Here is a 14,339-nt window from a genome sequence, read left to right on the forward strand (position 1 = left end):
AGTCATGGTGCGCGATGGTAGGATGTGGCGATTCGTTCATCCGTGAGGCGTGATCCCCCCATGTTCGGTTTTCTCAAGCGCAACAAGAAGCAGGAAGAGCAGCAGACGACGCCGGAACAGGAGGCCGAGCGCCGGTCGGACGAGGACGGGGTGGCCGAGGAGTCCGCCGTGGAGGACGACGCCCTCGCCGAGGCCGAGACGGCCCCGGGCGCGTCCGACGAGGCGTCGCCGTCCCCCGAGCCCGCGGCGGCCTCCGAGCCCGCCGAGCAAGCGGCGCAGGAGGGCGCGTCGACCGTCGAGCCGGAGGAGGTCGCGCCCGAGCCGGTCGCTGCCGAGCCTGAGCCGGCACCGGCGCCCGCCCGGGCCGCCCTGCAGGAGAAGCCGGCCAGCGAGAAGAAGGGCTGGTTCGCCCGCATCCGCGCGGGGCTTGGCAAGACCCGCGCCAACTTCACCGATGGCCTGGCCGACCTCTTCATGGGGCGCAAGCAGATCGATGACGACCTGATGGAGGAACTCGAGACCCAGCTGCTGATGGCGGACGTGGGCATCGAGGCCACCACCGACATCATCGACCGGCTCGCCGACCGGGTCTCGCGCAAGGAGCTCAAGGATCCCCAGGCGCTCTATCGTGCCCTGCAGGAGGAGCTGGCGGCGATGCTCGAGCCGGTCACCCGGCCCCTGGCCCTGCCGCCGAAGGGCGAGGGCCCCTTCGTGATCCTGGTGGTCGGCGTCAACGGGGTGGGCAAGACCACCACCATCGGCAAGCTGACCCAGCGCTTCCAGCGCGACGGCCGCAGCGTGATGCTGGCCGCCGGGGACACCTTCCGGGCGGCCGCCGTGGAGCAGCTCAAGGTCTGGGGCGAGCGCAATGACGTCCCGGTGATCGCCCAGCACACCGGTGCCGACAGCGCCTCGGTGATCTTCGACGCGCTCTCGGCGGCCAGGGCGCGCGGGGTGGACGTGCTGATCGCCGATACCGCCGGGCGCCTGCACAACAAGGCCCACCTGATGGAGGAGCTCAAGAAGGTCCACCGGGTGATGGGCAAGGTCGACGCCAGCGCCCCCCACGAGGTGATGCTGGTGCTCGATGCCGGGACCGGCCAGAACGCCCTCGCCCAGGCCTCGACCTTCAACGAGGCGGTCCCGGTCACGGGCGTGACCCTGACCAAGCTCGACGGCACGGCCAAGGGCGGCATCATCTTCGCCCTGGCGCGACAGCTCGGCACCCCGATCCGCTTCATTGGCGTCGGCGAGTCCCTGGATGACCTGCGCCCCTTCGTGGCGCAGGAGTTCGTCGATGCCCTGTTCGATCGTGAGCAGGACGCGTCCGGGTCATGATCGCCTTCGAGCACGTCGGCAAGCGCTACGGAGGGCGCTTCGAGGCGCTCGCCAACATCGACTTCCGCGTGCGCCGCGGCGAGATGGTCTTCCTGACCGGCCACTCCGGGGCCGGCAAGAGCTCGCTGCTGCGGCTGGTCATGCGCCTGGAGCGGCCCAGCCGCGGCCGCGTGCGGGTGGCCGGCCACGACATCGATCGCCTGCACCACAGCCAGGTTCCCTTCTATCGCCGCCAGATCGGCGTGGTCTTCCAGGACCACCAACTGCTCTTCGACCGCTCGATCTACCACAATGTGGCGCTGCCCCTGGAGATCCAGGGCGTGGAGCATCGCGAGGTCGCCCGCCGGGTGAGGGCCGCGCTGGACAAGGTGGGGCTGCTGCATCGCGAGGCTGCCCTGCCCATCGAGCTCTCCGGCGGCGAGCAGCAGCGGGTCGGCATCGCCCGGGCGGTGGTCAACAAGCCCGCGCTCCTGCTGGCCGACGAACCCACCGGCAACCTCGACCCCCAGCTCTCCGCCGACATCATGACGCTGTTCGAGGACTTCAACCGCATCGGTACCACAGTGATGGTCGCCAGCCATGACCTGGCCCTGATCGCCCGGCTGCGCCACCGCACCCTGCGCCTTCACGAGGGTCGTCTGGTGGCCGACGAGGAGGTCGCATGAGCCGTCCCGACGCCTCCCCCCGCGGGGCCCGCACGCACCGGCCGGGAAGCGGCGTCCGCTGGCGCGCCTGGGGTCGTCACCACCGGGCCATGGCCGTCGACAGTGCGCGTCGGCTCCTGCGCCGGCCCGTGGGCAGCCTGCTGACCATGCTGGCCATCGCCATCGCCCTGGTGCTGCCGGCCGGCCTGTGGCTGGCCCTCGACAGCGCCCGGCTGCTGGACGCCGAGCTGGAGGAGAGCACCACCGTCACCGCCTATCTGGACGAGGACGTCGGAGAGGCCGAGGCCGGACGCATCGAAGAGGCCCTGGCCGCCCAGCCGGGCGTGGCCGATACCCGCCTGATCACCGCCGCCGAGGGCATGGCCGAGTTCCAGCAGGCGCTGGGGCTCGAGGACGCCCTGGCGAGGCTCGAGACGAACCCGCTGCCGGCCAGCGTGGTGGTGCGCCCCGCGGATCCCGCGCCCGAGGCGGTGCGCCGGCTCGCCGAGGCCCTCGAGGCGGTTCCCGGCGTCGACGAGCTGCGCCTGGACCTCGCCTGGCTGGAGCGGCTTCGTCACCTGGCCGCGCTGGGGCAGCGCGTCACCCTGGCGCTGGGCGTGCTGTTCGCGCTGGGGGTGCTGCTGGTGGTCGGCAACACCATCCGGCTGGCCGTGGAGAGTCGTCGCCAGGAGATCGAGGTGGTCACCCTGATCGGCGCCACCCATGCCTTCGTGCGTCGCCCCTTCCTCTACAGCGGGGCCTGGTTTGGCCTGGGTGGTGGCCTGCTGGCCTGGGGCCTGCTGCGCCTGGGCAGCGACTGGCTCTCGGCGCCGGTCTCGGCGCTGGCCGCCAGCTACGGGGCCAGTTTCCACCTGCCGCAGCTGGGGGCGGAAGGGTCTACAATGCTGCTGGCATGTAGTACACTACTTGGCTGGCTGGGCGCCTGGATCGCCGTGAATCGGCACCTGGCGGAGATCCGGCCCCGCTGAGGCGGGAGGCCGGACGATTCCTCGCCTCCTTTGGCTAAACCCGGAACTTTCCACGGCCTTTGCCGTCGTATTCAGCGACCACGAACAGCATTATGGGCTTTGAAGGAGACAACCTGCACATGAGCACCAGTCTTCTGCCGGTGGGTCAACTCTCCCCGGGTCATGACCTGAACGGATACATTCAGGCGGTCAACGGCATCCCCATGCTGACCGTCGACGAGGAGCGGGATCTGGCCTATCGGCTGCACGACGAGGGGGACCTCGAGGCGGCGCGTCGTCTGGTGCTGTCGCATCTGCGCTTCGTCGTCTATATCGCCCGCAGCTACTCCGGTTACGGCCTGCCCCAGGCCGACCTGATCCAGGAAGGTAACGTCGGCCTGATGAAGGCCGTCAAGCGCTTCGACCCCAACCAGGGGGTGCGGCTGGTCTCCTTCGCCGTCCACTGGATCAAGGCCGAGATCCACGAGTTCGTGCTGCGCAACTGGCGCATCGTCAAGATCGCCACGACCAAGGCCCAGCGCAAGCTGTTCTTTAACCTGCGCGGCGCCAAGAAGCGCCTGGCCTGGCTGAACAGCGACGAGGTGGAGGCCATCGCCAAGGACCTGGACGTCAAGCCCGAGGTGGTGCGCGAGATGGAGGGTCGCCTGTCGGCCCATGACGCCGGCTTCGATGCCTCGCCGGGGGAGGACGACGAGTCCGCCTACCAGGCACCGGTGCACTTCCTCGACGATGCCAGCGCCGACCCGGCCACCCAGCTCGAGGACAGCGACTGGGAGCAGGACTCCACCCATCGCCTGCAGGAAGCCCTCGAGTCTCTCGACGAGCGCTCCCGGGACATCCTGCAGCGACGCTGGCTCGGGGATGGCAAGGCCACCCTGCACGAGCTGGCCGACGTCTACGGCGTCTCCGCCGAGCGCATCCGCCAGCTCGAGAAGAACGCCATGAAGAAGATCCGCCAGCAGATCGGGGATGCCCTGGCGGCCTGATCCCTTCCTCGCCTGACCGCTCGTTTGAAAGCCCTTATATAAAGCCCCGATGACGAAGCCCCGGCCGCTGGCCGGGGCTTCGTGCGTTCTGACCGCGCCCTTCCTCAGGCCGTCTGGGGGACCTCGCGCAGCAGCTGCGCCGAGAGCAGCGCCCACTGGTCGTCCCAGTACTCGGTGGGGCGATGGCGAAAGTCGCTGCGCACGTAGCGCGAGATCTGCCCCTCGAGCTGGGCCAGCATCAGGTTGGCGGCGGCGGAGACCGGCAGGGTGGGGCGGCGCCCCTCGCGAAGTTCGGCCTCGCGCAGCACCTGCTTGAGCTGGGTCTCCAGGCGCTCGAAGAGCTGATGGATGCGCAGCCTGAGCCTTGCCGTCTCGCCGGTCAGGGCGTCGCCGCCGAGCAGGCGCGAGAGGCCCGGGTTCTTCTCTGCGAAGGCCAGCACCAGGGTGAGGATCTGGCCGCATCGCGGCACCGCTTCGGGCACCTCGTCGAGGATCCGGCCGATGCGCTCGAAGAGGCTCTCCTCGATGAACGCGATCAGGCCCTCGAACATGCGCGCCTTGCTGGGGAAGTGGCGATAGAGCGCCGCCTCCGAGACGCCGACCTGGCGGGCCAGGGCGGCCACGGTGATGCGCTTGCCGCTGTCTTCTTCCAGCATCAGCGCGAGGCCCTGCAGGATCTGCTCGCGGCGGCTGGGGGTGGGTGTTTCCTGCGTCATGTCGTTATTTTCTTGTCGGTCGGGTGGATCGGGGCCGGCCCCCCTGAGAGGGTCAGCCGGCGTTCGGTTCCTGCGGGATGTCGGTGATCAGTGTGCCCACCCCGGCGTTGGTAAAGATCTCCAGCAGGGTGGCATGGGGCACCCGGCCGTCGATGATATGGGCGCTCTTGACGCCGCCCTTCACGGCGTCGAGAGCGCAGCGGATCTTCGGCAGCATGCCGCCATGGATGGTGCCGTCGGCGATCAGGGCGTCCACCTGGCCGGTGGAGAGCCCGGTGAGCACCTCGCCCTCGGCGTTCATCAGGCCGGACACGTTGGTCAGCAGCATCAGCTTCTCGGCATCCAGGGCCTCGGCCACCTTGCCGGCCACCAGGTCGGCGTTGATGTTGTAGCTGTGGCCCTTCTCGTCCACCCCGATGGGGGCGATCACCGGGATGAAGTCGCGGGCCGCCAGCATCTCGATCAGGTCGGTGGAGATGTGCTCCACCTCTCCCACATGGCCGATGTCGATGATCTCCGGCGCGGTCATCTCCGGGCTCTGGTGTTCCACCTTGAGCTGCCGCGCCCGGATCTGGGCGCCGTCCTTGCCGGTCAGGCCGATGGCCTTGCCGCCGCACTGGTTGATCAGGTTGACGATCCCCTTGTTGACCAGGCCGCCGAGCACCATCTCCACCACGTCCATGGTCTCGGCGTCGGTGACCCGCATGCCGTTGACGAAGCGCGACTCGATGTTGAGCTTGGCCAGCAGCTCGCCGATCTGGGGGCCCCCGCCATGCACCACCACCGGATTGATGCCGACCTCCTTCATCAGCACCATGTCGCGGGCGAAGGAGTCGATCAGGGTGTCCTCGGTCATGGCGTTGCCGCCGTACTTCACCACCACGGTCTTGCCGGAGAAGCGCTGGATGTAGGGCAGTGCCTCCGACAGCACCTCCACCACCAGGCGCGGGTCGCGGGTCTGTTCGGTCATGTCGGGTTCCGTCTTCTTGGTTCGTTTGGTGAACCGCCCTTCAGAGGGGCAGTTCGAGCTCGGGCGACACCTGACTGAGGGCGTCGGCGAAACGGGCGCGGATGCGCTTCAGCGCCGCCTCGTCCTTGCCCTCGAAGCGCAGCACCAGCACCGGCGTGGTGTTGGAGGCGCGGCACAGGCCCCAGCCGTCCGGGTAGTCGACGCGGATGCCGTCCAGGGTGGTCTTGATGCCATCGTCGCCGAAGTCTCCCTCCCGCGCGAGCCGGTCCACCAGGGCGAACTTGGTCTCGTCGGTCACGGCAATGTTGATCTCGGGGGTGCCGAGGTCCTGGGGGTAGCGGGCGAAGAAGGTGTCGGCGTCGTCACCCTGCTTCGAGAGGATCTCGAGCAGTCGGGCCGCGGCGTAGAGGCCGTCGTCGAAGCCGTACCAGCGCTCCTGAAAGAAGATATGGCCGCTCATCTCGCCGGCCAGCAGGGCCCCGGTCTCCTTCATGCGGGCCTTGATCAGCGAGTGGCCGGTGCGCCACATCTCGGGCGTGCCGCCCGCTTCCTCGATCACCCGGGTCAGGTTGCCGGTGCACTTGACGTCGAAGATCACGCGGGCGTCGCGATTGCGCGACAGCATGTCCTCGGCGAAGGCCATCAGCAGGTGGTCGGGGTAGATCAGCTTGCCGCTCGGGGTAATCACGCCGAGGCGGTCGCCGTCGCCGTCGAAGGCCAGGCCGATGTCGGCGCCGGTTTCCTGGACGGTGCGGATCAGGTCCTTCAGGTTCTCGGGCTTGCCCGGGTCCGGATGGTGGTTGGGGAAGGTGCCGTCGATCTCGGCGAACAGCGGAATCGTCTCGGCGCCGAGGCGCTCGACCAGCGCCGGGCCGAGCTCGCCGGCCACGCCGTTGCCGCAGTCGACCACCGCCTTGATCGGGCGGGCGAGGGTGACGTCGCCGAGGATGCGTTCGAGGTAGGCGTCACGCACGTCCTCCTGGTGTGAGCGGCCCTGGCCCTTGGTGAGGTCGCCCGTCGCGAGGCGGGTGTGCAGCGCGGTGATGGCCTCGCCGGAGAGTGTCTCGCCGCCCAGCACGATCTTGAAGCCGTTGTAGTCCGGGGGGTTGTGGCTGCCGGTGACCATGACGCCGGAGGAAGTGCCCTCGAGCACGTGGGTGGCGTAGTACAGCACCGGGGTGGGCACCATGCCGATGTCGACGACGTCGCATCCCGACGACGTCAGGCCGCGGGTCAGGGCCGCGAGGAGGCGCGGGCCCGAGAGACGGCCGTCGCGGGCGACGACCACGGTGGATTCGCCGCGGGCACGGGCCTCGCTGCCGATGGCGCGGCCGATCTGCTCGACGGAGGCCTCGGTCAGGGTGTCATCGACGATGCCGCGGATGTCGTAGGCACGGAAGATGGAGGCGGGTACGGTCTCTGTGGTCATGGGGTCAGTCCGTTGTGGTGATGCGAGTGGCTCAGTGCCGGCCCGAGCTGCCGAAGCCGCCGGCGCCCCGGCGGCTGGTGTCGAAGTCGTCGACGATCTCGAGCTCGGCCTGCACCACGGGGACAAGCACATACTGTGCCAGCCGCTCGAAGGGCTCGATGGTGAAGGGCGCGTCGCCACGGTTCCATGTGGAGATCATCAGCTCGCCCTGGTAGTCGGAATCGATCAGGCCCACCAGGTTGCCCAGCACGATGCCATGCTTGTGGCCCAGGCCCGAGCGGGGCAGGATCATCCCGGCGAGCCCTGGGTCGGCGATATGGATGGCGAGCCCGGTGCGGACCAGCTCGCACTGCCCGGGCGCCAGGGTCAGCGGGGCGTCGAGCAGGGCGCGCAGGTCCATGCCGGCGGAGCCGTCGGTGGCGTAGTGGGGCATCACGTCACGCAGGCGCTCATCGAGCAGCTTGACGGCGAGGCGCGGGCGTTCGGGGGCGAGAGACATCGGGACTCCTCGGGGTGCGGTGTCAGGGGGTGCGGCGTGACGGCAGGCAGGCCAGGGCGCGCTGCATCACCGCCAGGGCGAGCCGGGCCTTGGGCTGGGGGGCCAGGCTCTCGCGGGCCTCGGCGTCGCCGTCCCGCCACAGCAGCAGGGCGGCATTGTGATCGGTGCCGAAGCCGATCTCGGGGCTCGAGACGTCGTTGGCGACGATCATGTCCAGCCCCTTGCGGGTCAGCTTGTCCCGGGCATAGGCCTCGAGGTCGCGGGTCTCGGCGGCGAATCCCACCACGAAGGGGCGTTCCGCCAGGGCCGCCACCGCGGCAATGATGTCGGGGTTCTTCACCAGGCGCAGGGTGAGTCCCTCCTCGCCGTCGGCCTTCTTGATCTTGTGCTCGGCGGCCGTCTCGGCGCGGTAGTCGGCGACGGCGGCGCAGCCGATGAAGAGGTCGCTGTCGCGGGCCAGCCGCTGGGCGGCCTCGTGCATCTCCCGGGCGGTCTCCACATCGATGCGCTCGACGCCCGGCGGGGTGGCCAGGGCCACCGGGCCGCTGATGAGCCGCACCCGGGCCCCGAGCGAGGCGGCGGCGGCGGCCAGGGCATAGCCCATCTTGCCGGAGCTGTGGTTGGAGAGGTAGCGCACCGGGTCCAGCGGCTCCCGGGTGGGGCCGGCGGTGATGGTCACGGTCAGGCCGTCGGCCTCCCGCGACGCTTGCGACTCGACCGGCGTGTCGTGGGACGCCATGGAGGAGGGCGCGGCACCGGGCGCCCCGGGCAGCAGCGCCGCCAGGATCGCCTCGGGCTCCAGCATGCGACCCGGGCCCACGTCGCCGCAGGCCTGGTCGCCGCTGGCCGGTCCCAGCAGCCGCCAGCCGTCCTCGACGAGGCGGTCGGCATTGCGCCGAGTGGCGGGATGGCGCCACATGGCCTGGTTCATGGCCGGGGCCATCACCTTCTCGGCCTCGCTGGCCAGGCACAGGGTGGTCAGCAGGTCGTCGGCGAGGCCCTGGGCGAGGCGCGCCATCAGGTCGGCGGTGGCCGGGGCGATCAGGATGGTGTCGGCCCAGCGGGCGAGCTCGATGTGCCCCATGCCGGCCTCTGCCTCGGGGTCGAGCAGCGAGGTGCGCACGGGCTCGCCGGTCAGCGCCTGCAGCGTCAGCGGGGTGATGAAGGCCTGGGCGCCCTCGGTCATGACCACGCGCACCTCGCAGCCGGCCTGCTTGAGCAGACGGGCGAGCTGGGCGCTCTTGTAGGCGGCGATCCCGGCGCTGATGCCGAGCAGGATGCGGCGGCCCGCGTTCGGGCGGCCGCTGTTGTCTGGGCCGGGCAGTGATGACATGGCGGTATCCGAACGGAAATCGGGCCTTCTACCTTACCATCGGCGCCCGACCTTGCGTAGCCGCGGGCCCGACTACACTGACACTCACGGACGTCGGGCAGGGAGAGCGGGATGTCGATTCGCGACTGGCCGGAAGGGGAGCGCCCCAGGGAGAAGCTGCTGGCCCTCGGTGTGGAGGCCCTCTCCGATGCGGAACTGCTGGCGATCTTCCTGCGCGTGGGCGTGGCGGGACGCTCGGCGGTGGACCTGGCGCGGGACCTGCTCTCGTCCTTCGGCGGGCTGCGTCCGCTGCTCGAGGCCGACCAGGCGCGCTTCTGCGCCGAGCGCGGCATGGGCATGGCCACCTACGTGCAGCTCCAGGCCACCCTGGAGCTGTCGCGACGCCACCTCGCCAGCCAGCTGGAACGCGGCCATGCGCTGACGTCACCCTCGCTGGTGCGTGCCTATCTTGCCGCGAAGCTTCGCCACCTCGGCCACGAGGAGTTCGCCGCCCTCTTCCTCGACAGCCAGCACCGGGTGATTCGCTACGAGTCGCTGTTCCGCGGCACCCTGGACAGCGCCTCGGTCTATCCCCGCGAGGTGGCAAGGCGTGCCCTGGCGCTGGGCGCCGGGGCGGTCATCTTCGCCCACAACCACCCCTCGGGGGTGGCCGAGCCCAGTGACGCCGACCGGCGCATCACCGAACGGCTGCGCGAGGCGCTCGCGCTCTTCGAGGTCCGCGTGCTGGACCATTTCGTAGTGGGAGACGGGGAGGTGGTCTCCTTCGCAGAGCGGGGATGGCTCTGAGGGAGTCATCGGGGGCGGATCATGATAGGAAAACCGCTCGAGGGTCGCTATAATGCCGCACCGGCTGCGCTGGGCCCCTTGGTACGGGGCTCTCGCCTGTCATCGCCGCCTGCCGCGCCACCTGCCGGTGCCGCGGGGCCATGCCACGCCCTCATCGGATCATCGCCGCGTCGCTTGCCGAACGTGGCGGTCTCTGGTATAAAGTGCAGCCTTTGAATTCCCTTGGGTCAAATGACAACGGGGTCGTCCCGGTTTGCCCGACAGGTTTTGAACACTCAGGTCTAAACACCTGGCCAAGCGGTTGGAGGCTCTCATGTCCAAAGTATGTCAGGTTACCGGCAAGCGCCCGGTGACTGGTAACAACGTTTCACACTCCCAGCGCAAGACTCGCCGTCGTTTCGTGCCGAATCTGCATTCCCACCGTTTCTGGGTGGAGTCCGAGAAGCGCTTCGTCAAGCTGCGCGTCTCCTCCAAGGGCATGCGCATCATCGACAAGAAGGGCATCGAGGCGGTGCTCGGCGACATTCGCAAGCGCGGCGACGCCGTCTAAGCGTTCCATCAGGGAGATATCCGTCATGCGCGACAAGATCAGAATGATTTCCAGTGCCGGTACCGGCCACTTCTACACCACCGACAAGAACAAGCGGAACACCCCGGACAAGCTCGAGAAGAAGATGTTTGATCCGACCATCCGCAAGCACGTGATGTACAAGGAAGGCAAGATCAAGTAAGCCTTGGTCGCTTCCACCGCAGGCACGAGCCTGTCTGCCTGAACCCGGCCCGACGGTCGGGTTCTTGCGTATTGTCGCCCCTCCGGACGAGCCATGCCCGAGCTGCCCGAAGTCGAGACCACCCGCCGGGGAATCGCGCCCCATGTGGAAGGCCGCGAGATCACCGAGGTGATCGTCCGGCAGGCCCGCCTGCGCGTGCCGGTGCCGGCGGACCTGGTCGATCGCCTGGTCGGGGCGCGGATCCGGACGCTCTCCCGCCGCGCCAAGTACCTCCTGGTGCCCCTGTCGGCCCCGGCGGGGGGCACCCTGCTCTGGCACCTGGGCATGTCCGGCAGCCTGCGGCTCGCGCGCCTGGGCGAGCTGCCCAAGAAGCACGACCATGTCGATCTGGTGCTCGACGACGGTGGCATCCTTCGCTACCACGATCCGCGCCGCTTCGGCTTCGTCGACTGGCTCGCCGAGGGTCGCGAGCCGGATCCGCGCCTGGCCCGGCTGGGGCCGGAGCCGCTGTCCGACGCCTTCGACGGGGCGCGTCTCTATCGCCTGTCCCGGGGCCGGCGCCTCTCCGTGAAGCCCTTCCTGATGGACAATGCCGTGGTGGTGGGCGTAGGCAACATCTACGCCGCCGAGGCGCTCTTCCTGGCCGGCATCGACCCTCGCCGGGCCGCCGGGCGCATCTCCCGTGAGCGTTTCGACCGGCTCGCGGCCGCGGTGCGCGAGGTGCTGGCGGCCGCCATCACCCAGGGCGGCACCACCCTGCGCGACTTCGTCGGTGGCACCGGCGAGCCCGGCTATTTCAAGCAGCGACTCAACGTCTATGGCCGCGATGGCCAGCCCTGCCGGCGCTGCGGCGCCGAGCTGCGCCTGGTGAAGCTGGGGCAGCGGGCCAGCGTGTTCTGCGGCCAGTGCCAGACCTGATCGATTCCCTCATTTCCCTGCGAGACCCCTCATGACCCAGCACACACTGCGCCTGAAGAAGCATGCCGACCGTCGCCTCAAGGCGGGCCACCTGTGGCTCTACTCCAACGAGATCGATATCCAGGCCACGCCGCTCAAGGACCTCGCCCCCGGCGCGCAGGTGGTGGTCGAGGCGGCCAACGGCAAGGCCATGGGGGTGGCCTATGTCAATCCGCATTCGCTGATCTGCGCGCGGATGGTCTCCCGCGACCCGGCGCAGGGGCTGGACCGCTCGCTTCTGGTCCATCGCCTGAACCAGGCCCTGGCCCTGCGCCAGCGGCTCTTCGACAAGCCCTTCTATCGCCTGGTGCACGGCGAGGGCGACCTGCTGCCGGGGCTGGTCATCGACCGCTTCGGGGATGTCGTCGTGGTGCAGCTCAATACCGCCGGCATGCAGGCCGTGGCCGAGGAGCTGCTGGATGCCCTGGACAAGGTGCTCTCGCCCGCGGCCGTGGTGTTCCGCAACGACACCAGCGGACGTCGCCAGGAGGGCCTTGAGGCGAGCGTCGAGGTGGTGAAGGGCGAGCTGCCCGACCAGGTGCTGCTGGAGGAGAACGGCGTGCGCTTCGTGGCGCCGGTGCTCGACGGCCAGAAGACCGGCTGGTTCTACGACCACCGGGTCAATCGCACCTGGCTCAATGGCCTGGTGGCCGGCAAGCGGGTGCTGGACCTGTTCAGCTACGTCGGGGGCTGGGGGGTGCAGGCCGCCGCCAGCGGTGCCCGCGAGGTGCTCTGCGTGGATGCTTCCGGCGCGGCACTGGAGCGGGTCGCCGAGAACGCGGCCCTCAACGGCCTGCACGAGCAGGTGGCGGTGGGCGAGGGCGATGCCTTCGAGGTGCTCGCCGCCCTCAAGGCCGAGGGGGAGGAGTTCGACGTGGTGATCCTCGACCCGCCGGCCTTCATCCGCAAGCGCAAGGACATCCCCAACGGCGAGCGGGCCTACGGCAAGCTCAACCGCGAGGCGATGCGCCTGCTCGGCCGCGACGGCCTGCTGCTCTCGGCGTCCTGCTCCATGCACCTGGCCCCGGAGCGCCTGGTGGACGTGGTGCGCGGCGCGATCCGCCATCAGGACCGCCAGGGCCAGATCCTCTTCCAGGGCCATCAGGGACCGGACCATCCGGTGCATCCGGCGATTCCCGAGACGTCGTACCTGAAGGCGCTGGGCGTCCGCGTCTTCCGGGACTAGGCCGCCGCGATGGTGCCCGGTTACGTTCGCGCCTTCGCCCATTCCAATGCGCTGCTGGTCAGCCACGTATATAACGTGCTGACCGCCGCCGGCATACCGGCGGAACTGCGCAACCTCACTCTCGGCGGCGGGGCCGGCGAGCTGCCCCTGGGGGAGTGCGAGCCGGAGGTCTGGGTGGCGCCCCACAATCGTGAGCGGGCCGAGTCGCTGATCCGCCAGGCCCTGGAAGGGACCAGCGACCGCCCGGCCTGGACCTGCCCCGGGTGCGGCGAGCGCCTCGAGGGCGCCTTCGACACCTGCTGGAACTGCGGCGCCCCGCGCGAGCGGTGAAGCGGCAGGGTTTCCTGTGGAGGCATTTCTCCGCAGAAGATTTTCTGGCTGAAAACTCCTTATATGTCGATATTTCTTGTTCTTCCTTGTGGACGCTTCGTGGAACGACTGCCTGTGCTGTAATGGGGAGAACACTTACCCAGCAACCGTTCGCAGGAGGATGCCATGCAGATCGCCGTGCCCAAGGAAATCAAGAACCACGAGTATCGCGTCGCCCTGACCCCCTCCGGGGCACGGGAACTGGTCGGCCGCGGCCACCAGGTCACCGTCCAGGCCGGGGCCGGCGAGGGCGCCGGCTTCCATGACGCCGCCTACGAGGCCGCCGGTGCCAGCCTCGAGGCCGATGTGGCGAAGGTCTGGAGCGAGGCCGAGCTGATCCTCAAGGTCAAGGAGCCCCAGGCCGAGGAGGTCGCCCGCCTGTCGGCCGGCCAGACGCTCTTCACCTACCTGCACCTGGCCGCCGAGGAGACCCTGACCCGTGGCCTGATGAAGAGCGGCGCCACCTGCATCGCCTACGAGACCGTCACGGATCGCCAGGGCGGGCTGCCGCTGCTGGCGCCGATGAGCACCGTGGCCGGCCGCATGGCCGTGCAGGCGGGGGCCCACAGCCTCGAGAAGGCCCAGGGCGGGGCCGGCGTGCTGCTGCCCGGCGTGCCCGGCGTGGCCCCGGCCAAGGTGGCCGTCATCGGGGGCGGCGTGGTGGGCGAGAACGCCGCCCGCATGGCGCTGGGCCTGGGGGCCGAGGTCACGGTGCTCGACAAGTCCATTCCGCGCCTCGAGACCCTCGACGACCGCTACCAGGGTCGCATGAAGACCGTCTTCTCCACCGCCGACGCCATCGATGAGGCGGTCCGTGAATGCGACCTGATCGTCGGCGCCGTGCTGATCCCCGGGGCGGCGGCGCCCAAGCTGATCACCCGCGAGATGCTCGCCGAGATGAAGCCGGGCAGCGTGCTGGTGGACGTGGCCATCGACCAGGGCGGCTGCTTCGAGACCAGCCGCGCCACGACCCATACCGACCCGACCTACCTCATCGACGGGATCGTGCACTACTGCGTGGCCAACATGCCCGGCGCCGTGGCGCGCACCTCCACCCAGGCGCTGACCAACGCCACCATGCCCTTCGTCACGGCGCTGGCCGACAAGGGCTGGAAGCAGGCCCTGGCCGATGACCCGCACTTTCTGCCGGGCCTCAACGTCCACGACGGCCGGGTGACCTACCAGGCAGTGGCGGACGCCTTCGGCCTGGAGAGCGTCGATCCCGCCAGCCTGGTGAAATAAGACAGCCTCGTTGGCTGGAGGCCGAGAGCCTGAGCGGCGCCGGCGACAGGGCGAAGCGGAGGTCCTTTTCCAGGGATGGAAAAGGTAGCGCCCAGGGAGGGGGGGCACAGCGCCTCCGCGATGGTCCGGCACCCCGGGCCCTGTCGCCGGTAAAGCCGCGGATA

The 14,339-nt window shown here is 69.4% G+C and carries 16 protein-coding genes; 11 read left to right on the forward strand and 5 right to left on the reverse strand.

Annotated features, from left to right (window positions below; all coding sequences use genetic code 11):
• The first annotated feature begins 60 nt into the window (after positions 1–60).
• The 4 genes from ftsY (at position 61) to rpoH (ending at position 3,957) form a co-directional block, all read left to right on the forward strand.
• Complete coding sequence (gene ftsY / locus BOX17_RS09865; RefSeq protein ID WP_071944114.1) at positions 61–1,338, forward strand: signal recognition particle-docking protein FtsY; 1,278 nt, start codon at positions 61–63, stop codon at positions 1,336–1,338.
• Positions 1,335–2,003 (forward strand): cell division ATP-binding protein FtsE, encoded by a 669-nt coding sequence (gene ftsE, locus BOX17_RS09870; RefSeq protein ID WP_071944116.1) that lies wholly within the window; start codon positions 1,335–1,337, stop codon positions 2,001–2,003. Before ftsY ends, ftsE begins: the two co-directional genes overlap by 4 nt.
• Positions 2,000–2,971, forward strand: a complete 972-nt coding sequence (gene ftsX / locus BOX17_RS09875; protein ID WP_071944118.1) for a permease-like cell division protein FtsX — start codon at positions 2,000–2,002, stop codon at positions 2,969–2,971. The genes ftsE and ftsX overlap by 4 nt, the downstream gene beginning before the upstream one ends.
• 119 nt (positions 2,972–3,090) lie before the next feature.
• Positions 3,091–3,957, forward strand: a complete 867-nt coding sequence (rpoH, locus tag BOX17_RS09880; RefSeq protein ID WP_071944120.1) for an RNA polymerase sigma factor RpoH — start codon at positions 3,091–3,093, stop codon at positions 3,955–3,957.
• A 104-nt stretch (positions 3,958–4,061) separates the two neighbouring features.
• Here the strand turns inward: rpoH and slmA are convergent, their stop codons facing one another.
• Genes slmA through coaBC form a run of 5 tightly spaced genes read right to left on the reverse strand, consistent with a single transcriptional unit; the run spans position 4,062 to position 8,904 of the window.
• A complete protein-coding gene (slmA, locus tag BOX17_RS09885; RefSeq protein ID WP_071944122.1) occupies positions 4,062–4,673 on the reverse strand; it encodes a nucleoid occlusion factor SlmA in 612 nt (203 codons plus the stop codon).
• A 52-nt stretch (positions 4,674–4,725) separates the two neighbouring features.
• Positions 4,726–5,643, reverse strand: coding sequence for an acetylglutamate kinase (argB, locus tag BOX17_RS09890; protein ID WP_071944124.1), 918 nt, complete (start codon positions 5,641–5,643; stop codon positions 4,726–4,728).
• Positions 5,644–5,683: 40 nt separating this feature from the next.
• The gene (locus tag BOX17_RS09895; protein ID WP_071944126.1) at positions 5,684–7,072 is read right to left on the reverse strand and encodes a phosphomannomutase/phosphoglucomutase; all 1,389 of its coding nucleotides are present in this window, start codon (positions 7,070–7,072) and stop codon (positions 5,684–5,686) included.
• 31 nt (positions 7,073–7,103) lie between these two features.
• Entirely contained in the window at positions 7,104–7,571 is a 468-nt protein-coding gene (gene dut, locus BOX17_RS09900; protein ID WP_071944128.1) for a dUTP diphosphatase, read from the reverse strand.
• Between the two features lie 22 nt (positions 7,572–7,593).
• Complete coding sequence (gene coaBC, locus BOX17_RS09905) at positions 7,594–8,904, reverse strand: bifunctional phosphopantothenoylcysteine decarboxylase/phosphopantothenate--cysteine ligase CoaBC (protein WP_071944130.1); 1,311 nt, start codon at positions 8,902–8,904, stop codon at positions 7,594–7,596.
• 111 nt (positions 8,905–9,015) lie between these two features.
• Here coaBC and radC point away from each other — a divergent pair, with 111 nt between their 5' ends.
• The 7 genes from radC (at position 9,016) to ald (ending at position 14,175) form a co-directional block, all read left to right on the forward strand.
• Complete coding sequence (gene radC / locus BOX17_RS09910; RefSeq protein WP_071944132.1) at positions 9,016–9,690, forward strand: RadC family protein; 675 nt, start codon at positions 9,016–9,018, stop codon at positions 9,688–9,690.
• A 313-nt stretch (positions 9,691–10,003) separates the two neighbouring features.
• A complete protein-coding gene (rpmB, locus tag BOX17_RS09915; protein WP_071944134.1) occupies positions 10,004–10,240 on the forward strand; it encodes a 50S ribosomal protein L28 in 237 nt (78 codons plus the stop codon).
• 25 nt (positions 10,241–10,265) lie between these two features.
• Positions 10,266–10,421 (forward strand): 50S ribosomal protein L33, encoded by a 156-nt coding sequence (gene rpmG, locus BOX17_RS09920; protein ID WP_071944136.1) that lies wholly within the window; start codon positions 10,266–10,268, stop codon positions 10,419–10,421.
• Between the two features lie 93 nt (positions 10,422–10,514).
• Entirely contained in the window at positions 10,515–11,339 is an 825-nt protein-coding gene (gene mutM / locus BOX17_RS09925; protein ID WP_071944138.1) for a bifunctional DNA-formamidopyrimidine glycosylase/DNA-(apurinic or apyrimidinic site) lyase, read from the forward strand.
• Positions 11,340–11,370: 31 nt separating this feature from the next.
• Positions 11,371–12,564 (forward strand): class I SAM-dependent rRNA methyltransferase, encoded by a 1,194-nt coding sequence (locus tag BOX17_RS09930; RefSeq protein ID WP_071944140.1) that lies wholly within the window; start codon positions 11,371–11,373, stop codon positions 12,562–12,564.
• 9 nt (positions 12,565–12,573) lie between these two features.
• Complete coding sequence (locus BOX17_RS09935; RefSeq protein ID WP_071944142.1) at positions 12,574–12,894, forward strand: putative signal transducing protein; 321 nt, start codon at positions 12,574–12,576, stop codon at positions 12,892–12,894.
• A 165-nt stretch (positions 12,895–13,059) separates the two neighbouring features.
• Positions 13,060–14,175, forward strand: coding sequence for an alanine dehydrogenase (gene ald, locus BOX17_RS09940; RefSeq protein WP_071944144.1), 1,116 nt, complete (start codon positions 13,060–13,062; stop codon positions 14,173–14,175).
• The last annotated feature ends 164 nt before the right edge of the window (positions 14,176–14,339 follow it).

This window comes from Halomonas aestuarii, from assembly GCF_001886615.1.
Classification (GTDB): domain Bacteria; phylum Pseudomonadota; class Gammaproteobacteria; order Pseudomonadales; family Halomonadaceae; genus Halomonas; species Halomonas aestuarii.